This is a genomic window from Neorhizobium sp. R1-B (assembly GCF_004368875.1).
Lineage (GTDB): Bacteria > Pseudomonadota > Alphaproteobacteria > Rhizobiales > Rhizobiaceae > Neorhizobium > Neorhizobium huautlense.
Genome location: NZ_SOEM01000005.1, coordinates 31,174 through 50,229, shown reverse-complemented (window position 1 = coordinate 50,229; position 19,056 = coordinate 31,174). Strand labels below are relative to the sequence as shown.

Here is a 19,056-nt window from a genome sequence, read left to right as displayed (position 1 = left end):
GATATATATTTAATTCCTGCTTCGTGTAAAAGATCTTTACGTGATTAGGATGATATTCCTTTATTTTTGCTTGTGTCACTTTTTTACTTTGAGCCATTTCACTTGGATTCCAACAGTGTTTCCCATGTCAGCCGCGAAGGGTACTGCAAGATATCTCAACGGATATAACGCTGGTCAAAAAAATTGCAGGACGATATATTCCCTGAGATATCTCGATTAACTCAAGAGGGACATTCATGACCATCGATCGCCGCTCCTGGAAGAACATCTCGTTCGCCTTCGCCCTAGGCGTTTTCATGGCGGCGGTCGGGATGCTCGGCCCGGCATTGGCGCAGGAAAAGGTGACGGTATTTGCAGCTGCCAGCATGAAAAACGCCCTCGACAACGCCAACAAGGCCTTCGGCAAGCCGGTGACCGTTTCCTACGCTGCCAGCTCGGCGCTGGCCAAACAGATCGAGGCCGGCGCTCCCGCCGATATCTTCATTTCAGCCGATATCGACTGGATGAATTATCTCTCCGAACGAAAGCTCGTGAAGCAGGACAGCAGGTTCAACTGGCTCGGCAACCGGATCGTCCTCGTTGCTCCCAGCGACAATGCAAGACCTGTCGATATCAGGCCCGGCTTCGATCTGGCCGGCCTTCTTTCCGGCGGCAGGCTCGCAATGGGGGCGCCGGTGTCCGTGCCGGCCGGAAAATACGGCAAGGCTGCGCTCGAGAAGCTCGGCGTTTGGCCGGCGGTGGAAAAGAGCATTGCAGGTGCTGAAAGCGTCCGCGCCGCACTGGCATTCGTCTCGCGTGGGGAAGCGCCCTATGGCATCGTGTATCGGACGGACGCCGCTGCGGATCCGGGGGTAACGGTCGTCGGAACCTTCCCGGAAGATAGTCACCCTCCGATCGTCTACCCGATCGCAATCCTTGCAAATGCGAAATCCGCAGAAACCTCCGCCTATCTTGATTTCCTCAAATCGGCCGAAGCTGCGCCCTTCTTCGAAAAAGAGGGCTTTACAATTTTAAAGTGATTGCCGCCTCGGAAGGACGAACGGAAACGGCTCCTGTTGGGGCCCGTTTCTCGTTCGTCTTCGGCGGTTGCTCGGTGCGTTGACTGCCTGCCCGAGATCGTTTGTTCCCCATTCTCGAACATTGCGTTTGGAAATCACGCCCTACCGGAGGAGCGCCGCGACCTCCATTTCCATGGCCAGAAGCAGGCGACTGCTTCTTTGAAAGACCAACCCGGAGCCCATTTCTTACGGCTCCGCCCGAAAGAGAATACGACCATGAAAAGCATTATTTCCACCGTCGCTGCAGCCATGATCGCCTCGGCTTCATTTGCTGGCGCTGCTTCTGCAGAAGGCGACTATTACAACGGCACCTCGAAGGCGCAGGTCGCCGCCCGAGCCGACTCCTCGGTCGACGACATCAGGACCAGCAGTGTCGAGCAGTCCCACGGCGACAGCCAAGGCGCTCGTCAGCCGATCTTCGGCCAGACAAGCCGGGACAACCGCTGACGGTACCTGAGACGAGCGCATTTCATTCAAGATACCGAATACCCATCCGCCTGGCAGGTCGCAAACTTAAGCCGCGGATGCACTCTGAAAGGAATAAAGCAATGAAGACGTCACTCTCCGTAATTTCGGCCATGATCGCCGCCACCGCTTTTGCAGGTTCCGCGCTTGCCGAAGGAGATTATTTCGAAGGCACTGCCAAGACCCAGGTTTCTGCAAAGGTCGACAACGTGAGAACCGGCAGCATCGATCAGATCCGCGTCGACGGTCGCAACCACGGCCAACCGATCTTCGAGAAAACCAACCGCGATAATCGCTAACCGCCTTTGAACTTCCCAAGCCTGCGCGGGCAGCACGACAGGATTGCCCGCGCGCTGATATTTCTGGCGCCGGGAGAGACTTGGCTTGAAGTCAAAAGCTCTCCCGCCGCCGGCATCACAAGAGAAGTTTTCCTGCAGTACCCTAGCCATCCAAGCCGTCCCGATATATCCAAAGTGATATATTGTGCTGGGTAGGATCGACGTTTGGACTGGCTTCAATTGAGCGACGAGGAATGGACCGCGATCAGGCTGAGCCTGTGGGTTTCCGCCGTCGCGATGACCGTCAGCCTGCCCTTCGGCATCCTGATCGCCTATCTGCTGGCCCGAGGCCGATTTTGGGGAAAATCGATTCTTAATGGCCTGGTGCATCTGCCGCTCATCCTGCCTCCGGTCGTAACCGGTTTCCTCTTGCTTATCCTTTTCGGCCGACGCGGGGTCATAGGCGCCTTCCTGGACGAATATCTCGGCATTGTCTTTTCGTTCCGATGGACGGGTGCGGCGCTTGCCTGCGGCGTGATGGGATTCCCGCTGATGGTGCGGTCCATACGCCTGTCCGTCGAAGCGGTGGACCGTAAGCTGGAAGAGGCGGCCAGGACGCTCGGCGCCAGCCCGGCCTGGGTATTCATGACCGTCACCCTGCCGCTGATCCTTCCCGGCATTATCGCCGGCATGATCCTTGCTTTCGCCAAGGCCATGGGCGAATTTGGTGCGACGATCACCTTCGTGTCCAACATTCCCGGCGAAACGCAAACCCTATCCGCAGCAATTTACACCTTTACCCAGGTGCCCGGCGGTGACGCGGGGGCCATGCGGCTGACGATCGTGGCGATCGCGATTTCTTCCGCCGCTCTGCTTGCTTCCGAATTCATGGCCTATCTGGTCGGCAAAAGAGTGCAGGTCGAATGACGCTGGTTGTAGATGTGCGCCAGACGCTGGGCGGTTTCGTGCTTGACGCCCGCTTCGCATCCAGACGTGGCGTGACGGCGCTGTTTGGGCCGTCGGGTTCAGGAAAGACTTCTCTGATCCGGGTGATTGCCGGGCTTTCCAAGCCGCAACGGGGAAGCCTTCGGATCGATGAACAGGTGCTGCTCGATACCGAAAGAGGCATATTCGTGCCGGCGCATCGACGTCACTTCGGCTATGTTTTCCAGGAAGGTCGGCTTTTCCCGCATCTGACCGTCCGCCAGAATCTCAACTATGGACGGTGGTTTGCGCCGAAGTCTGCGCGCGTTCGCGACTTCCGGCACATCATCGATCTTCTCGGTATCGGCGGATTGTTGGATCGCCGGCCCGCAACACTCTCCGGTGGCGAAAAGCAGCGCGTGGCGATCGGGCGGGCTTTGTTTGCCGGACCACGATTGCTCCTGATGGACGAGCCGCTTGCCTCCCTGGACGACCCACGCAAAGCAGAGATACTTCCCTATCTGGAGAGGTTGCGGGACGAAACGTCGACACCGATCGTCTATGTCAGTCATTCGACCGCGGAAGTGGCGCGCCTGGCCGACCAGGTGGTAATGATGCAAAATGGCCGGGTGGAGGCGGTTGGAACCACTTCGGAGATCTTGGGCGGCTTTTCCTTCCTATCGTCGGACCGTCGGGAGGCCGGGGTGGTACTTTCGGGCGCCGTCGAGACGATCGACGCCGTCCACCACCTGGCGACGATAAGGCTTTCAACTTTTCGGCTGATCGTTCCGACCGCGCAGGTGGAGGTTGGGGCAATGGTCAGACTGCATATCCCGGAACGGGATGTGATGGTTGCGACAAAGCGGCCGGAGGGCCTGAGCGCCCTTAACATCGTCGAGGGTCGCGTCGCTGCGATCGAGGCCGATGGCGAGGGCATGGTGCGCGTGCGTATCCGTTGCGGCGACGACTTTGTACTCGCCCGCATCACCGCGCTTTCGGCCGAACGGCTTTCCTTGAAACTCGAAGAACCAGTCTTTGCGGTGATGAAGACAGTTGCGCTGGAACGCTGATCGGCAGCAGCTGGAGGATCGCCGCCAAAATTTTGCACACGCGTACATTTTGTCATTCGGGTGTTATGGAGGCCCACTAAACCGCTCTCGTTGATCATGAATTCAGCGCTTCCGCCGCACGAGGTCAGTGCCTGCCGGTGTCCGGAAGCAGCCATTTTCGCTCTTCGGGGAGTTAAACCATGACTGTTCTTCCGATATTGAAATCCGCCGCGCTCGCCGCCGTTCTTCTCACCTCGACCGCCGTCTTTGCCTCCGCCAAAGATGTCAGCATTTCCGTCTGGTCGGGTGGTTCCGGTCCGAATGACAACTACCGCGTCGATGCGATCGAAATTGCCGCAGACATTCTCGAGCGCGAAGCCGCAGTCCGCGGTGAACAGCTCAACATCATCGTGCAGAAGACGCCCTATTCCGGCTGGGAAGATTTCAAGCAGGCGCTGACGCTTGCCGCAGAAGCCAAGAAGGCTCCGAACATCGTTGCGACCGGCCATGAGGATATCGGTCCCTGGGCTCAGGCGGGTCTTATCGTTCCGGCCGAGGATTATATCGACCTCGATGCGTGGCCGATCAGCGATATCTACCCAAACCTCATGGAGATCGCCTCCTTCAATGGCACGGTTTACGGCATCCCGCAGGACGCCGAATCCCGCCCCTTCTTCTTCTGGAAGCCTTACATGAAGGCGATCGGCTATACGGATGCTGATCTCGAAGCTCTGCCGGCAAAGGTCGAGAAGGGCGAATATACGCTGAAAAACGTCCTCGAAGATGCCAAGAAGATGCAGGACAAGGGTCTTGTCCAGGCCGGCTACGGCTTCTATCCGCGCACCAATAACGGCCCTGACTATTGGCAGTTCTACACCTCTTTCGGCGGCGTCATGGAAGAAGAAGGCAAGCTTGTCTTCGACAAGGCCGCGATGAAGCGCACCTATCAGTTTTTCGCCGACCTCGTTGCAGCAGGTGTCACCAAGAAGAACCACATCGGCATGCCCGGCGACCAGTGGTGGAAGGAAGTGGCCACCGGCAAGGCGGGAATCTGGCACGGCGGCACCTGGCATTATGCACGACTGGTGAACCAGGAAGGGCTCAAGGATTTCTTTGACAACGTCCAGTTCACGCTGATCCCGGCCGGCGAAGGCGGCAAGGCGAATACTCTCACCCATCCTTTGACCTATCTCCTGATGGCCGGTCACGATCAGGAGACGACGCAGATCGCGGCCGATCTCGTCAAGATCGCGTCCGAGCCGCGCATCAATGCGCTGCATGCCATCAAGTCGGCGCATCTCGGCATCTCTCCATCCGAGACCAAGGTCGACCTCTACTCCGGGAACCGCTGGGCCTCGGAGGCTACCGAGCGTCTTCTGCCCCATGCCAATGCGATGCCGAACAATGCGGATTTCGGCAAATACTGGACGATCATGTGGAAGAATATGGAAGCGACCTGGACCGGCGCCAAGACCGCCGATGCCGCAGTCAACGATGCCGAAGCCGAACTGAAGTCGACGCTCGGCGGCGCCATCGTCATCCGCTGATCAAAACCCTCAGGACTGCGGGCGGCTTCACTCCGCCGCCCGCCTTTCTTCCCAAGGTTTCTCCATGCGAACATCGCAAACGCTCGGCATAATCATGATCGCGCCTGCTGCAATCATGATCTTCCTGTTCTACCTCGTGCCGGCAATCCTGACCGGCATCTTCGCCATGACCAACATGAGTACCGCGACCGGCATTTCCGGCGGCGTCTATCAGGTCACCCAAGGCGCGGTGAACCGGCTCAAGGTTGATTTGCCGGAGCTTGCAGCAGGCATAGCGGAGCCGCGTTTTGTCATAGACGACGAGGGATTGGCGGCGTTGGAGGCGTTGAAGCTGAAGCCGGGTTATGCCGTTGAACTGAGGGACGGGCATGTCGGCCAGGTTTTCGCCTCCCGTCGCGACGCGGAACGGGTCATAAAGACGCTCAAGGACCGTCCTTCCACCCGCGAGGTGAAGCAGATTTCCGATCTTTTCAACCGCTCGGTCCTCAATACCCGGTTCGAGACGCGCGACGCACTGATCGGCAGCCTGGAAAAGCTGGGCTTCACGCTGACGCCGGAGGAGCAGGACAAGGTCGCGCGAGAAACCTATACCGGCTGGGTCTGGACAACGGACAATTTCAGGGTCATCGCCAGCTCGCCGGACATGGCGAAGATATTTTTCAATACCGCCTTCTATGTCGGGGTAACGCTTATGCTCTTCAACGTGAGCTATGCGCTGTTCCTGGCGGTGACGACCCACTATATGCCGCCTGCAACCGCCTCCGTCTTCCGCGCCGTCTGGCTCCTGCCGCGCATCACGCCGGTGGTCATCTATGTCTTGATGTGGAAATGGCTGACCTGGGACAATGGTTTTATTTCCATGTTTCTGGGCCAGTTCGGGGTCCCGCCGAAGAACTATCTGCTCGACAATGCCTACAACGCCTGGTTCTTCGTGATCCTGATCAACGGCTTCATCGGCGCATCGATGGGAATGCTGGTCTTTTCCTCGGCAATCAAGGCGATCCCTCAAACGCATTTCCATGCAAGCGAGGTGGATGGCGCCAGCCGGTGGCAGCAGATCCGCTACATCATCCTGCCGCAACTGCGCTGGCCGATCCTGTTCGTCACCTGCTACCAGACACTTTCGCTGCTTGCCTCCTTCAACGAAATCCTCCTTTCGACCCGCGGCGGGCCGGGGCGGGCGACCGAGGTCTGGTCGCTCGCCGCCTACCATACCGCGCTCAACAACTATACCGGCAATCTGGAATACGGCCTGGGCGCCGCCCTCGCGCTGGTGCTGGTGGTTATCGGGATCGTCCTGTCGCTGATTTACCTGCGCATCTTTCGTTACGACACTCTGATCTCCAAGCCGTGGATCGAGGATTGATGATGGCCGATAAGACTCAGACTTCCGTGAATTTCTCAAGCGTGCCGGTCATCTTCCTGCTGACGCTGGTCAGCCTGCCGCTGGTGTTGATGTATGCCTATCTCTTCATCGATACGATCAGCAATTCGGAGGCGGGTTCGCTGATCCCGAATGAGCTGACGCTCGAACACTGGCGCTTCCTCTGGGAGACCCGACCGGGCAAAGCCAGCATCTGGCTCGTTACCCTCAACACCTTCATTTTTGCAGCCAGCATCACGGCGGTGATCCTGATCATCTCCTCTATGGCGGGTTATGTGCTGTCGCGGCTGAATGTGCCTGCGCGCGGCCTATTGCTGGCCGGGGTCATGGTGTTGCATGCCTTTCCATCGGTGACGCTCATCATCTCGATCTTCATCGTGCTTCAGTATGTCGGCCTCTATAATTCGCTGATCGGGGTCATCCTGGTGAAAGCGGCAATCGACATGCCGCTCGGCATCTGGCTGATGAAGGGCTTCTACGACACCGTGCCATGGGAAATAGAGATGGCAGGTCTTGTCGACGGAGCCTCGCGGTTCACCGTCTGGCGGAGACTCGTCCTGCCGCAGATCAAGCCGGCAATCATGGCGCTCGGCCTCTTCTCATTTCTCACGGGGTGGAGCGAGTTCATTCTGCCGCAGGTGCTTGCGCCAGGGGCGCAGGTGCAGGTGCTATCGGTCTACCTGGCGAGCCTGATTGCGGACGACAACAACTTCGATTTCGCCACTTTCAAGGCTGTCGGCGTGTTCTATGTCGTTCCGGTCCTCATTCTCTATGTCTTTTTCCAGAAGCATCTCATGAACATCTACGGCGGAGGCACCAAGGGCTGATGCGTATTCTCCTCGACAAATTCTCGAAAAGTTTCGGAAGCACCAAGGTCATCGAGGCGATGGACCTCGAAGTGGGCTCCGGAGAAATGCTGGCGTTGCTTGGCCCCTCCGGTTGCGGCAAATCCACGACCCTGTTTGCGATTTGCGGCATCCATAGGCCGACTGCGGGCCGCATTGTATTTGGCGACAGGGACGTCACCAACCTGCCGAGCCAGGAGCGCAATGTCGGCGTGGTCTTCCAATCCTATGCGCTTTATCCGCACATGACGGTCGAGGAGAATATCGGATTTCCTCTGACGGTGCGGCGGTTGCCCGCCAGCGACATCAAAAGACGGGTCGCGGAAATTTCCGCACTCGCCCACATCGACAATCTCCTCGCTCGACGGCCCTCCCAGCTTTCCGGCGGTCAACAGCAGCGCGTCGCGCTCGCTCGTGCTCTTATCCGTCGCCCGGACGTGCTGCTGCTCGACGAACCGCTTGCCAATCTGGATGCGAAATTGCGCCTTGAGATGCGTTCGGAAATCCGCCGTCTGCAGAAGGAGACACGCATTACCGCCATTCTCGTGACCCATGATCAGGTGGAGGCGATGAGCATGTGTGACCGTATCGCGATCATGAAGGAAGGCAAGATTGTCCAGATCGCCACGCCGTCCGAGATGTACAACAATCCGCGCACGGCCTTCGTCGCCGGTTTCCTCGGAAATCCGCCGATTTCTTTCCTGAAAGGCAAGGCATTGGGCGGGGCATTCGTCTCCGGCGACGGCAATTTCAGACTACCGCTCAGGTCGCTTCGCGACATCGGTGATGGCAGGGCTGTGACGCTCGGTATCCGACCCGAGCATTTCGGTCCCAACGGCGATTTGGCAATCGAGGGTCAGGTTGCTTTTGCGGAAACGCAGGGGAGGGAAAACCTTTACGACATCGTACTTGCCGATGGTTCCGTACTGCGTTCGATCCAGCCGGTGCGCGATGACGTGAGGCTCGGCGACTGCGTCCGCTGGAACCTTTCCAGCGAAGCGGCCTTCGTCTTCGCGGAAGATGGGCGGAGACTTTGACCATGCGTAGCTTCGCTGCCTTCTTCAGAAGGTTCGGGTGGCCGGAAGACAAGGGCCGGATGCCATTCTGCATCGGCCATCGCGGCGCAAGCGGCCATGAACGGGAAAATACGCTCGCCGCTTTTCGCAGGGCGGCCGAACTCGGCGCCGAGATGTGGGAACTCGACACCCAGATGACCGCCGATGGGGTCGTCGTCATCTCCCACGATGATCACCTGGAACGCGTATTCGCCAAAGACCTATATATTTCCCAGATGAGTTTTGCCGAGCTTCGCGCGATCGTGCCTGACGTACCGAGCTTCGAGGAAGTGGCTGAGCTTGGCCGCGCCACCGGCTGCGGACTCTATGTGGAACTCAAGCGGCCCGGCACAGGGCCGGTCTGCTGGCAGCATCTGAAAGAGATGAACCAGCGCTTTGCCTGCCTCGGCTCGTTCGATGTCCAGCAGGTCCGCGAATTGCGGGAGATGGGCTGCGATTTTCCGCTGTCCGTGCTGATCCGCATCGGTCACGATCCGCATCTGCTGGGAAGAGAATCAGGCGCCGACATCCTGCATCTCTGTTGGGAAAAGGCGAGCGACACCCCGCAGGAATTCGTCACCGAAGAACTCGTCGAAAAGGCCTTTTCCGACGGCAAGGAGATCGTGCTGTGGCACGAGGAGCGGTCGGATGTGTTGAAGGATATCATGGCACAGCCGGTTCTCGGCATCTGTACCGACCTGCCGGACCTGATGCGTTCCAGGGAGCCGAACGGGACGACCCGGGAGCAACGCCGCGTCACCTCTTTCGACGTGGCGCGGGCGGCGGGCGTCTCCCGCGCCGCCGTATCCCGTGCCTTTACGCCGGACGCGAGCGTTTCGGAGAAGACCCGCGAGAAAGTTTATCAAGCCGCCAGAGAACTCGGCTATCGGGTCAATTATCTCGCCCGCAGCCTGACGAACAAGCGGTCGGATTTCGTTGGACTCGTCGCGGCAGGTCTCGATAACCCCTTCCGCACCCAGCAGCTCGAACATCTGGCCCGGGCGTTGATCGCCCGCAATTATCGGCCGATCCTGCTGCCTACCTCCAAGGAGGCGGATACTTCGACCGTCATCGGGCAGCTGCTGCATTACGCGGTTTCCGGCGTCATCGTCACCTCCGATGCGCCGCCCTCGCATATCTGCGAGGAATGCGCCGCCGAAGGCGTACCGATCGTGCTGATCAACAAGGGTGAAGATTTTCCCTTTGTCGACCGTGTCGTTTCCGATGACCGGATGTCGGGTTATACCGCGGCCGATCATTTGCTGGAGGTCGGCGCAGCAAAGCTGGCAGTCGTGGCCGGGACGGCCGTCTCCTATTCCTCACGCCGTCGTGCGGAAGCTTTTCAGAATCGCTGCACAAGCCTTGGCGTCGAGGCGACGCTGGTTCCTGTTACGATCAACGATTACAGGCGCGGTTATGAGGCGGCGGAGAGGCTTCTGAATCTCGGTGTCGACGGCGTCTTTTCGGTCAACGACTACATGGCCTGCGGCGTCCTTGACGGGCTTGTCAGGGCGGGAATGGGCTACGGGTCGGTAAAGGTCATTGGGCATGACGACATTCCCCAGGCAAGCTGGGCAGCCTATGACCTCACCACTTTCGTCCAGCCTTGCGAGGTGCAGGCGGAACAGGTGATCGATCTCCTCATCAGCCGCATGGCCGATCCGGATGCGGTTTCGCGGGTGGAGTTCACGCCTGTAACGCTGATCAAGAGAAGAAGCGCATAAATGGCGTTCGCATCCGATATTACTTTCCTGAAAGCCCGCGCCGAAACTGCGATCTCGATCGCCCGCCGTGTCGGAAGGGCGGCCGCGGCCTTTCGCGCCGAAGCTCTCCCGGAGACGCTTAACGTCGAGAACAAGGGCTTGCAGGATTTCGTTACCGTCGCCGACAGGCGAGCCGAACTGGCTATCCGCACGACATTGCTTGAAGAATTCCCGCAGGATTCCTTCATGGGCGAAGAAGGGGGTGGCTATGAAGGGACTGAGGCAGGTGAGGGCGGCATGTGGGTGGTGGATCCGATCGACGGAACGACCAATTTCATTCGCGGCTTTCGTCACTGGGGTGTGTCTATAGCCTTCGTCGCCGGCGGCAGGATTCTGGTCGGCGTGATTTATGACGCAGCGCAAGACATGGTTTTCCATGCGATCCGCGGGCAGGGCGCCTTCAAGGAAGGTAAACCGATCGCTGCCGCCAAAACCAGCGATCCCTCCCATGCTATCGCCATCCTCGGCCATTCCCGACGGACCGACTTTGAGGATTATCTCGCCGTCTCCCGCAAGCTTTATGAGCGCGGTATCGACTACCGCCGCATGGGAGCTGCAGCGATCGGTCTGGTTCGCGTTGCTGAAGGCATATCCGATCTCTATTACGAGCGGCATCTGTCTGCCTGGGACATGCTGGCCGGCATGCTCATCGCCGCTGAAGCGGGCGCCACGGTTTTTATGCCGTCATTTGAAAAACTGCTTCGGGATGGCGGACCGGCGGTGGCTTGTTCTCCCGCCCTGGCCGATGAATTCGCATTCCTGTTGGAAATGGAGGACTTGTCCGCCGTAGCGTCTTGACGGCCGGGCGTTAGGATGGATTGACCGGAACCGTTCTCGGGTCGATGTATAAGGAAGGGATCATTGACCTCTTCCCATACCTCTGCCAAGTGACGTTTATGCCCTCACGAGACCAAAAGAAAAGCCGCGTAACGCTCCTTGATGTGGCGCGTCGCGCCAATGTTTCGCGTGCAACCGCTTCGCTGGTCATCCGCAAGAGCCCGCTGGTGGGAAGCGAGACAAGAGCCCGGGTCGAAGAGGTCATGCGCGAGCTCGGTTATGTCTACAACATGGGCGCGGCACGCCTTCGCGCAGAGCGCAGTCACACCGTCGGCGTCATCGTGCCCAATCTTACCAATCCGTTTTTTGCCGAATTGCTCTCCGGCATTGAGGCCATGATCGACGAGGCAGGTCTGGTGGTCATCCTGGCCAATAGCGGCGATCTGCCCGACCGGCAGGACGCGGTGATGCAGCGAATGCGGGAGCACGGCGTCGATGGTGTCATCTTGTGCCCCGCGGCGGGTACCGAACCCACATATTTGCGGCGCGTCGCAGAGTGGAACCTGCCGCTGGTGCAGGCCCTGCGCCAGATTTCCGATGAAGCAGACTATGCCGGCGTGGATTATGCAGGGGGCATGCATCAGGCTGTCGACTATCTGGTGTCGCTTGGTCATCGCCGTATTGCCTTTGCCGTGCATGGCCCGATCCATTCGGCCTACCATGAGCGTATCAGCGGCTTCGGCGAGGCGATGCAGTCTCATGGCCTCGGCGCGGACATGATTATCCGTGTGCCGAACCAGCTTGGTGGGATTGCCAGCTCGGCAAATCTCCTCCTCAATCGCCCTGACCCGCCAACGGCGGTCATCTGCTTCAATGATGTCATAGCGCTCGGTCTTTCCGCCGGGCTCTACGACTGCGGGGTCAAGATCGGTTCGGATTTTTCATTGATTGGCTTCGACGATGTAACCGACGCGGAGGCGATGCGACCGCGGTTGACGTCCGTTTCGACGGCACCCGCGACAATCGGAAACAATGCCGCCCGGCTTCTCTTGAATCGGCTGGCTGATCCGCTGCGCCCACCGGAAAGAATTGTGCAGCAAACGCAGCTCCACATTCGTCAATCCTGCGGACCGGCGATAACTGCGGCGGTCTGAGACGATTAATCCAGTTGACGTGCGGCTGAAAAGTTTTTAGATCGATCTAAATGCAGATGTATCGCAGAGGAGCGGTGCACTTTCGGCATCTTTGGGGAGGACCCAAGTGTACAATTTCAACTTCGAGCCCGTGCTCGCAGGGCTGGATCAGCTTTTGATCGGCGCTTGGCTGACGATCCAGCTTTCCTGCGCAGCAATGATCCTGGGGCTGATCGTCTCCGTCCTTTGCGCCGCCGGCAAGACGTCCGGCGTGGTGCCTTTGCGATGGATCATCGACGCCTATATCGAAATCATCCGCAACACGCCTTTCCTGGTGCAGATCTTCTTCATCTTCTTCGGCCTGCCGTCACTCGGCCTGCGCCTCACGCCAAACGGCGCGGCTCTCTTGGCGCTGGTTGTCAATTTCGGCGCCTACGGGACCGAAATCATCCGCGCGGGCATCGAGTCGATTCAAAAGGGGCAGGTGGAGGCGGGCACCGCGCTGGGCCTCTCGAAGCTCCAGATTTTCCGCTACGTCATCATGAAGCCCGCGCTGCGCACCGTCTATCCGGCGCTGACCAGCCAGTTCATTTACCTGATGCTGACCTCGAGCGTCGTTTCGGCAATCTCGGCCGACGATCTGGCTGCCGCCGGCAACGACCTGCAGTCGGCGACCTTCGCGAGTTTCGAAGTGTATATCGTCATCACGCTCATGTATCTCGCCATGTCGGTCGGCTTCTCCGCGATCTTCTCCGTCATAGAGAAGGCAGCCTTCAAGTATCCCTTGAGCCGATAGGAGTGGCGTTATGCTGATCAGACCTTTCGGCTGGAGCGAATTCTGGATCATTGTCATGGCGGCGCAATGGACGATCGCGTTGTCGGCGATCGCGTTTGCCGGCGGCGGCGTAGGTGGCCTCTTCATCGCTCTTGCGCGTGTTTCGGATTCCAGGTTGCCCCGCCTTCTCGCGACCGGTTTCATCCGCATCTTCCAGGGAACGCCGCTGCTGATGCAGCTCTTCCTGGTCTTTTTCGGCATGAACATCCTGGGCTTTGCGATCAATCCCTGGCTCGCAGCCGCGGTCGCTTTGACCCTGCATGCCAGCGCCTTCCTCGGCGAAATCTGGCGCGGCTGCATCGAGGCGGTCCCGCCCGGACAACGGGAGGCGGCAACGGCGCTCGGCCTGCGCTATTATAACCGCATGCGCTACATACTTCTGCCGCAGGCGTGCCGCGTCGCCGTGGCACCGACGGTCGGCTTTCTGGTGCAGCTCATCAAGGGGACGTCGCTTGCCGCGATCATCGGCTTCACCGAACTCACCCGCCAGGGTCAGATCATCAACAACGCGACCTTCAGCCCGTTCATGGTCTTCGGAACGGTCGCAGCGGTCTATTTCGTGCTGTGCTGGCCGTTGTCGGTGCTGGCGCGACGCATGGAAACGAAATTTTCCCGGGCAACGGCTCGTTGACGGGACCCGAGCCGGGGGAGGACCCCGGCACAACAGAAAAGGGTAGGAAAATGAACATTACCAGACGTATGGCAATGGCGGCAATCGGCACAGGCCTGATGCTTGGGGCGATGGCCTCGACGGTCTCGGCGCAGACGGTCGAAAGCATCAAGTCCGCAGGTACCGTCAAGATCGGCATGCTGGTCGACTTCCCGCCCTTCGGCATCATGAACACGTCGAACGAGCCTGACGGTTATGACGCGGACGTCGCAAAACTGCTCGCCAAGGAATTGGGCGTGAAGGTGCAGATCGTTCCGGTCACCGGCCCGAACCGCATCCCCTATCTCCAGAGCAACCAGGTCGACCTGCTCGTCGCCTCGCTCGGCATCACCGAAGAGCGTGCCAAGAGCGTCGACTTCTCGCAACCCTATGCCGGCATTTCGATCGGCGTCTTCGGGGCCAAGGACACGGCGGTTTCGAAGCCCGAAGACCTCTCCGGCAAAACAATCGGCGTTGCGCGCGCCTCCACCCAGGATACCGGGGTCACCAAGATCGCCCCGAAGGACGCCAAGATCCAGCGCTTCGATGACGATGCCAGTGCGGTTCAGGCTCTCCTCTCCGGTCAGGTCGAATTGATCGGCGTTTCAAACGTCGTCGCCGCGCAGATCGAAAAGGCTGCTCCTGGCCGCTTCGACCAGAAGCTGCAACTCAGCCAGCAGGTCCAGGGCATTGCGGTCCGCAAGGGTTCGACGGAGCTTCTGGCGGCTATCAATGCCTTCGTCGAAAAGGTGAAAGCGAATGGCGAGCTTAACAAGATCCATGAGAAGTGGCTTGGGGCGCCGCTGCCGGATTTCGTTGCCGGAGCGAAGAAGTAAAGTTGAAAGGGAGTTCCTCGCATGAATGAAGCAGATGCAAACGCATCGGCCGCGGCCGCGCGGGGAGCTTCCGATCTGGCCGTGCGGATGGAAGGCGTCAACAAGTGGTATGGCGAATTCCAGGCGCTCAAGGATATCGAACTTTCGGTCAAACGGGGGGAGCGGATTGTCATCTGCGGTCCCTCGGGCTCCGGCAAATCGACCTTGATCCGCTGTATCAACCAGCTTGAGACGATCAGGACCGGCCGGATCGTGGTCGATGGCCACGATCTCACCGCGGGAGGTAAAAACGTCGATATCGTGCGGCAGGAGACCGGGATGGTCTTCCAGCAGTTCAACCTCTTTCCGCATATGACGGTTCTGGAGAACTGCACACTGGCGCCGATGAAGGTGCGGGGCATTTCCAAGCTTGAGGCGGAAAAGACCGCCCGCAAATTCCTGGAGCGGGTGCGCATCCCCGAGCAGGCGGAAAAATATCCGGCCCAGCTTTCCGGCGGCCAGCAGCAGCGCGTCGCAATCGCCCGCGCGCTGTGCATGAACCCAAAGATCATGCTTTTCGACGAACCCACGTCGGCGCTCGATCCGGAAATGGTCAAGGAAGTGCTGGACACGATGATCGACCTTGCGAAGGAAGGCATGACCATGCTCTGCGTCACGCACGAAATGGGCTTCGCCCGCCAGGTTGCCGACCGGGTGATCTTCATGGATCGGGGCGAAATTCTGGAGATGGGGACGCCCGATGAATTTTTCGCTAACCCGAAAAATGAACGGCTGAGGACTTTCCTCGGCCAGATTTCCTGACCGCCGTCCACTTAAACCATGGAGTTTCCGACGTGAAACCAGACATCCTTCTCGTGGAACCGATGATGCAGTTTATCGAGGACAAGCTCGATGCTGCCTATATCGTGCACCGGATGTACGACCCGAACCAGAAGACATCGCTTGAAGCTGCCCTGCCGAGAATCAAGGCAGTCGCGACCGGCGGCGGCACCGGCATCACCAACGAATGGATCGAAAGGCTGCCGGCTCTCGGGGTGATTGCCATCAACGGCGTCGGAACCGACAAGGTGGATCTTGGTTTCGCACGCAGCCGCAATATCGACGTCACCACGACGCCCGGCGTGCTGACCGATGACGTGGCGGATACGGGCATTGCCCTGATGCTCGCGGCGCTTCGCCACGTCGCCAGGGGTGACGCCTTTGTGCGCGAAGGCCGCTGGGGCAAAGAGCCGTTTCCGCTTGGCCACAGCCCCAAGGGCAAACGGGTCGGAATCCTGGGCCTCGGCCAGATCGGCAAGGCGTTCGGTCGCCGTGCGGAAGCTTTCGGCATGTCGGTGCGCTACTGGAACCGGTCGCCGGTCAAGGACACCACCTGGAAGTCCTGCGCTTCGCCTGTGGCGCTTGCGGAAGACAGCGACGTGCTTTGCGTGATCATCGCGGCGACCGCCGAAACCCGGAACATCGTCAATGCCGAAGTGCTGAAGGCGCTCGGGCCGAACGGGCTGCTGATCAATATCGCCCGCGGCACGGTCGTCGACGAGGATGCGTTGCTTGCCGCCCTCAATGGCGGAACGATCGCTGGGGCCGGCCTCGACGTTTTCGTCAATGAACCCAACATCCGGGAAGAGTTCTTCTCTGCACCAAACACCGTGCTGATGCCCCATCAGGGCAGCGCGACGGTGGAGACGCGCGTGGCTATGGGTGAATTGGTGCTCGCCAATATCGCCGCCCATTTCGCCGGCGAAAAGCCGCCGACCACGGTCAACTGAGTGGGACAAAATCGATGATCGTTCGACAAGCCTTTTTCGAAGGCGCCGTCCATGCCGGCAAGGAAGATCGCTTCAAAGCCTATGTCGCGGAAAAACTGATGCCGATGTGGCTGGCTTTCCCAGGCGTCAAGGAAGTGCGCGTGCTCTACAATATCGAGCGCGATGAGGGCGCGCCACGCTATCCGATGGTGCTTTCCACCATGTATGAAAGCCGCGAAGCGCTCGCAGCGGCACTTCAGTCGCCGGTTCGATACGAGAGCCGCGAGATGACCAAAGGTCTGATGGAGATGTTCGATGGGCATATCCACCACCACGTCTTCGATCTCGCGCCGAGTTGATCAGCGAAGCGCGCGCGCAAACTTGTGAGGAGAGAGGCCGTAGCTTCTCGTGAAGATTCGGGTCATATGGCTCTGATCCGCGAAGCCGCTGGCGAGTGCGGCTTCGGCAAGGCCGGTGCCGGTGGCAATCATCTTGCGGGCGAGCTGAATTCGGCGCTGGATGAGATAGGCATGCGGCGTAAGCCCAGTAGCCCGTCGAAAAGCTCTCAACAACTGGAACTGGCTCATCTCTGCCAGACCCGCAAGCTCGGAGAGTGAGACGGAAGCCGCCGGATAATCATCGATCCGCTCCCGCGCCATCTCGATTTCCTTTGCAACGGACATCGGCTTAATCGGCACATCGACCAAATCAGCCAATAAGGTCAGCAGCAATTCCTGGCTATTCACATCAGCGCCGGTTTCGCGGCTTGTCATTGCCGAAAAGAGCCGCCGCACATTTCCTGCGAGCAGCGGCTTGGAAATGACCGGATCGGAGAATTCGAAACTTCCCTCGCTGCCTTGCCGGATGTCCGCAACAGCGCTCGCGACGACAGCCGGATCGAAATAGAGCATCTGCCAGAAACGGCCGGCATCGCCAATCGGCGCGCCGTCGTGCACTTCACCCGGGTTGACGGTGATGACGTCACCCGGTCCAGCTTCGACAGGGCCGCGGCCACTTGCCGATTTCTGAGCGCCATCCCTGATGATGCCGATTCCGAATTGATCATGGGTGTGGCGGGCAAACTGCCGGTCCGATCGCGCCGCGACCGCCTGCACGCCGATTGTGCGACATTTCAATATCTCGAATTGGTTTTGCCGCTTCGCCTGCATACTCTTCATCCCGGTCCTCTCGATCAAAGAACCGTCCGCACTCGCCAAAGCTCCGGAAAAAGCTCGACCTCGAGCATCTTCTTTAGATATTGCGTGCCGGAGGTACCGCCGGTGCCGCGCTTGAAACCGATGACCCGTTCCACCGTCGTGACGTGATTGAAGCGCCAACGGCGAAAATAGTCTTCGAAGTCGACTAGTTTCTCCGCCAATTCGTAAAGTTCCCAATATCGTTCTGGCGCAAGATATATCTGCTCCCAGGCATCGAGGACCTTCTCGCTCGGCTTGCGGGCCGCCCGCCAGTCATCGCGATCGGCGTCCTCTCCGATATCGAAACCGCGTCGTGCGAGCAGCATCAGAGCCTCGTCATAGAGGCTCGGCTTCGCCAGAATGTCTTCCAGCATGGCCATGATGTCGGCACGATGGGTATGCGGGCCAAGCATCGCCTGATTGCGGTTGCCGGCCAGGAACTCGATGGCCCGATATTGATAGGATTGGAAACCGGAAGATTTGCCGAGCGAGGCACGAAATTCCGTATATTCGCTTGGCGTCATCGTGCGCAGCACATCCCAGGCGCTGTTGAGCTGCTCGAAGATGCGAGCCACGCGCGACAGCATTTTGAACGCCGGCTGTGGATTGTCGGCGCGGATAGCGGCCATCGCAGATGCGATTTCGTGGACGGCAAGCTTCATCCAAAGCTCCGAAGTCTGATGCTGAATGATGAAAAGGAGTTCATCATGCGCGCCGGAGAGGGGTTTCTGGGCGTTAAGAATCCCCTCGAGATGAAGGTAGTCGGAATAGGACATCCGATCCTCGAAGGACATTTCCGCACCGTCCTCGGCAGGGTTGTATGGTTTCAAGTTCATTGTTCTCTCCACCCATTGCCTCGCCCCGTCATGCTGCCCTCTTTGCGGTAACTTGGGAAGCCCATCCCTCCGCAGCTGATTCGGTCCTTAAAATTGACCGTTGACAAGAGCCGCAAGATTGCTCCTACTATAACACTAGAGCAATACATATTACATTATAATGCAATATCAGGAGCAGCGGGTGCCGGATCTGCTTGTCAGCCTATATTCCAGGAAATTCGATGAGCTTCTATCCCAAGCCGTGGCGCCGTCCGGCGTGACCATTCGCCCACCTCTTGCGCCCGAATTGCATATTGTCCGGGACTGGGTCCTTACGCGGTTCAGCGAGAATTGGGCAAGCGAGGTGGTGGTCGCATTTTCGCGCCAGCCCGTCGGCTGCCTGATCGCCGTCGATGACGCCGGTCTCCAGGGGTTTGCCTGTTACGACGTGACGGCTCGTGGCTTTTTCGGTCCGACAGGGGTTGCCCCGGAGGCACGCGGCAAAGGGATCGGTATTGCGCTTCTCGCCGCCTGCCTGCAGGCCCTGAAGACGCTTGGGCATGCCTATGCGTTTGTCGGCGACGCCGGACCTGTGGATTTCTACGTCCGCAGCGCAGGCGCGATCGTGATCCCTGCATCCGACAAAGGGATCTACGAGGGAATGCTCAGAACCACAACCAAGACATAGAAACCCATCGG

At 59.1% G+C, this 19,056-nt stretch carries 21 protein-coding genes and 1 pseudogene; 20 read left to right on the top strand and 2 right to left on the bottom strand.

The genetic code is table 11. The features are described 5' to 3' along the window. Positions 1-236 precede the first annotated feature (236 nt). The 19 genes and pseudogenes from modA (at position 237) to EDE05_RS09215 (ending at position 16,705) form a co-directional block, all read left to right on the top strand. Positions 237-1,019, top strand: coding sequence for a molybdate ABC transporter substrate-binding protein (gene modA, locus EDE05_RS09300; protein ID WP_112797921.1), 783 nt, complete (start codon positions 237-239; stop codon positions 1,017-1,019). 255 nt (positions 1,020-1,274) lie between these two features. Next, on the top strand, positions 1,275-1,505 hold the full coding sequence (locus EDE05_RS09295; protein WP_105371099.1) for a hypothetical protein: 231 nt from the start codon (positions 1,275-1,277) through the stop codon (positions 1,503-1,505). Between the two features lie 101 nt (positions 1,506-1,606). Then, positions 1,607-1,822, top strand: a complete 216-nt coding sequence (locus EDE05_RS09290; RefSeq protein ID WP_112797923.1) for a hypothetical protein — start codon at positions 1,607-1,609, stop codon at positions 1,820-1,822. Between the two features lie 204 nt (positions 1,823-2,026). Further along, complete coding sequence (modB, locus tag EDE05_RS09285) at positions 2,027-2,728, top strand: molybdate ABC transporter permease subunit (RefSeq protein ID WP_112797925.1); 702 nt, start codon at positions 2,027-2,029, stop codon at positions 2,726-2,728. Continuing rightward, positions 2,725-3,795, top strand: coding sequence for a molybdenum ABC transporter ATP-binding protein (gene modC, locus EDE05_RS09280; protein WP_112797927.1), 1,071 nt, complete (start codon positions 2,725-2,727; stop codon positions 3,793-3,795). Before modB ends, modC begins: the two co-directional genes overlap by 4 nt. Before the next feature lie 179 nt (positions 3,796-3,974). Continuing rightward, a complete protein-coding gene (locus EDE05_RS09275; protein WP_112797929.1) occupies positions 3,975-5,321 on the top strand; it encodes an extracellular solute-binding protein in 1,347 nt (448 codons plus the stop codon). A 64-nt stretch (positions 5,322-5,385) separates the two neighbouring features. Beyond that, positions 5,386-6,687: a sugar ABC transporter permease gene (locus tag EDE05_RS09270; RefSeq protein WP_112797931.1), complete on the top strand. Its 1,302-nt coding sequence runs from the start codon at positions 5,386-5,388 to the stop codon at positions 6,685-6,687. A 2-nt stretch (positions 6,688-6,689) separates the two neighbouring features. Then, positions 6,690-7,532 carry a carbohydrate ABC transporter permease gene (locus EDE05_RS09265; RefSeq protein WP_112797933.1) on the top strand — a complete coding sequence of 281 codons (843 nt, stop codon included), beginning with the start codon at positions 6,690-6,692 and terminating at the stop codon, positions 7,530-7,532. Then, on the top strand, positions 7,532-8,587 hold the full coding sequence (locus EDE05_RS09260) for an ABC transporter ATP-binding protein (protein WP_134100670.1): 1,056 nt from the start codon (positions 7,532-7,534) through the stop codon (positions 8,585-8,587). The genes EDE05_RS09265 and EDE05_RS09260 overlap by 1 nt, the downstream gene beginning before the upstream one ends. Before the next feature lie 2 nt (positions 8,588-8,589). Next, a pseudogene (locus tag EDE05_RS27040) lies at positions 8,590-9,321 on the top strand (glycerophosphodiester phosphodiesterase); the annotation flags it as partial. Continuing rightward, complete coding sequence (locus tag EDE05_RS09255; protein ID WP_132410441.1) at positions 9,316-10,329, top strand: LacI family DNA-binding transcriptional regulator; 1,014 nt, start codon at positions 9,316-9,318, stop codon at positions 10,327-10,329. The pseudogene EDE05_RS27040 and the gene EDE05_RS09255, both read left to right, overlap by 6 nt. Continuing rightward, a complete protein-coding gene (locus tag EDE05_RS09250) occupies positions 10,330-11,166 on the top strand; it encodes an inositol monophosphatase family protein (RefSeq protein WP_112797937.1) in 837 nt (278 codons plus the stop codon). Positions 11,167-11,264: 98 nt separating this feature from the next. Beyond that, positions 11,265-12,299: a LacI family DNA-binding transcriptional regulator gene (locus EDE05_RS09245; protein ID WP_112798044.1), complete on the top strand. Its 1,035-nt coding sequence runs from the start codon at positions 11,265-11,267 to the stop codon at positions 12,297-12,299. A 106-nt stretch (positions 12,300-12,405) separates the two neighbouring features. Continuing rightward, on the top strand, positions 12,406-13,074 hold the full coding sequence (locus EDE05_RS09240) for an amino acid ABC transporter permease (protein ID WP_112797939.1): 669 nt from the start codon (positions 12,406-12,408) through the stop codon (positions 13,072-13,074). A 13-nt stretch (positions 13,075-13,087) separates the two neighbouring features. After that, entirely contained in the window at positions 13,088-13,744 is a 657-nt protein-coding gene (locus tag EDE05_RS09235; protein WP_112798046.1) for an amino acid ABC transporter permease, read from the top strand. 50 nt (positions 13,745-13,794) lie between these two features. Further along, complete coding sequence (locus tag EDE05_RS09230) at positions 13,795-14,598, top strand: transporter substrate-binding domain-containing protein (protein ID WP_112797949.1); 804 nt, start codon at positions 13,795-13,797, stop codon at positions 14,596-14,598. 21 nt (positions 14,599-14,619) lie between these two features. Then, entirely contained in the window at positions 14,620-15,399 is a 780-nt protein-coding gene (locus tag EDE05_RS09225) for an amino acid ABC transporter ATP-binding protein (protein WP_112797951.1), read from the top strand. A gap of 62 nt (positions 15,400-15,461) precedes the next feature. Then, entirely contained in the window at positions 15,462-16,367 is a 906-nt protein-coding gene (locus tag EDE05_RS09220) for a 2-hydroxyacid dehydrogenase (protein ID WP_112798048.1), read from the top strand. A gap of 14 nt (positions 16,368-16,381) precedes the next feature. After that, positions 16,382-16,705: a hypothetical protein gene (locus EDE05_RS09215; RefSeq protein ID WP_112797953.1), complete on the top strand. Its 324-nt coding sequence runs from the start codon at positions 16,382-16,384 to the stop codon at positions 16,703-16,705. Here the strand turns inward: EDE05_RS09215 and EDE05_RS09210 are convergent, their stop codons facing one another. Next, the gene (locus EDE05_RS09210) at positions 16,706-17,515 is read right to left on the bottom strand and encodes an AraC family transcriptional regulator (RefSeq protein ID WP_112798050.1); all 810 of its coding nucleotides are present in this window, start codon (positions 17,513-17,515) and stop codon (positions 16,706-16,708) included. Between the two features lie 23 nt (positions 17,516-17,538). Continuing rightward, positions 17,539-18,378 carry a tryptophan 2,3-dioxygenase gene (gene kynA / locus EDE05_RS09205; RefSeq protein ID WP_112797955.1) on the bottom strand — a complete coding sequence of 280 codons (840 nt, stop codon included), beginning with the start codon at positions 18,376-18,378 and terminating at the stop codon, positions 17,539-17,541. 181 nt (positions 18,379-18,559) lie between these two features. On the opposite strand from kynA, the gene EDE05_RS09200 reads away from it, so the two are divergent. Beyond that, a complete protein-coding gene (locus EDE05_RS09200) occupies positions 18,560-19,045 on the top strand; it encodes a GNAT family N-acetyltransferase (protein WP_112797957.1) in 486 nt (161 codons plus the stop codon). Positions 19,046-19,056: the final 11 nt, after the last annotated feature.

Coding starts and splice junctions, on each gene's coding strand:
- EDE05_RS09260 (WP_134100670.1), top strand. CDS start 7,532: ATGCGTATTCTCCTCGACAAATTCTCGAAAAGTTTCGGAAGCACCAAG.
- EDE05_RS09210 (WP_112798050.1), bottom strand. CDS start 17,515: ATGCAGGCGAAGCGGCAAAACCAATTCGAGATATTGAAATGTCGCACA.
- modC (WP_112797927.1), top strand. CDS start 2,725: ATGACGCTGGTTGTAGATGTGCGCCAGACGCTGGGCGGTTTCGTGCTT.
- modA (WP_112797921.1), top strand. CDS start 237: ATGACCATCGATCGCCGCTCCTGGAAGAACATCTCGTTCGCCTTCGCC.
- EDE05_RS09265 (WP_112797933.1), top strand. CDS start 6,690: ATGGCCGATAAGACTCAGACTTCCGTGAATTTCTCAAGCGTGCCGGTC.
- EDE05_RS09230 (WP_112797949.1), top strand. CDS start 13,795: ATGAACATTACCAGACGTATGGCAATGGCGGCAATCGGCACAGGCCTG.
- kynA (WP_112797955.1), bottom strand. CDS start 18,378: ATGAACTTGAAACCATACAACCCTGCCGAGGACGGTGCGGAAATGTCC.
- EDE05_RS09215 (WP_112797953.1), top strand. CDS start 16,382: ATGATCGTTCGACAAGCCTTTTTCGAAGGCGCCGTCCATGCCGGCAAG.
- EDE05_RS09255 (WP_132410441.1), top strand. CDS start 9,316: ATGCGTTCCAGGGAGCCGAACGGGACGACCCGGGAGCAACGCCGCGTC.
- EDE05_RS09225 (WP_112797951.1), top strand. CDS start 14,620: ATGAATGAAGCAGATGCAAACGCATCGGCCGCGGCCGCGCGGGGAGCT.
- EDE05_RS09270 (WP_112797931.1), top strand. CDS start 5,386: ATGCGAACATCGCAAACGCTCGGCATAATCATGATCGCGCCTGCTGCA.
- EDE05_RS09295 (WP_105371099.1), top strand. CDS start 1,275: ATGAAAAGCATTATTTCCACCGTCGCTGCAGCCATGATCGCCTCGGCT.
- EDE05_RS09250 (WP_112797937.1), top strand. CDS start 10,330: ATGGCGTTCGCATCCGATATTACTTTCCTGAAAGCCCGCGCCGAAACT.
- EDE05_RS09245 (WP_112798044.1), top strand. CDS start 11,265: ATGCCCTCACGAGACCAAAAGAAAAGCCGCGTAACGCTCCTTGATGTG.
- EDE05_RS09220 (WP_112798048.1), top strand. CDS start 15,462: ATGATGCAGTTTATCGAGGACAAGCTCGATGCTGCCTATATCGTGCAC.
- EDE05_RS09275 (WP_112797929.1), top strand. CDS start 3,975: ATGACTGTTCTTCCGATATTGAAATCCGCCGCGCTCGCCGCCGTTCTT.
- EDE05_RS09290 (WP_112797923.1), top strand. CDS start 1,607: ATGAAGACGTCACTCTCCGTAATTTCGGCCATGATCGCCGCCACCGCT.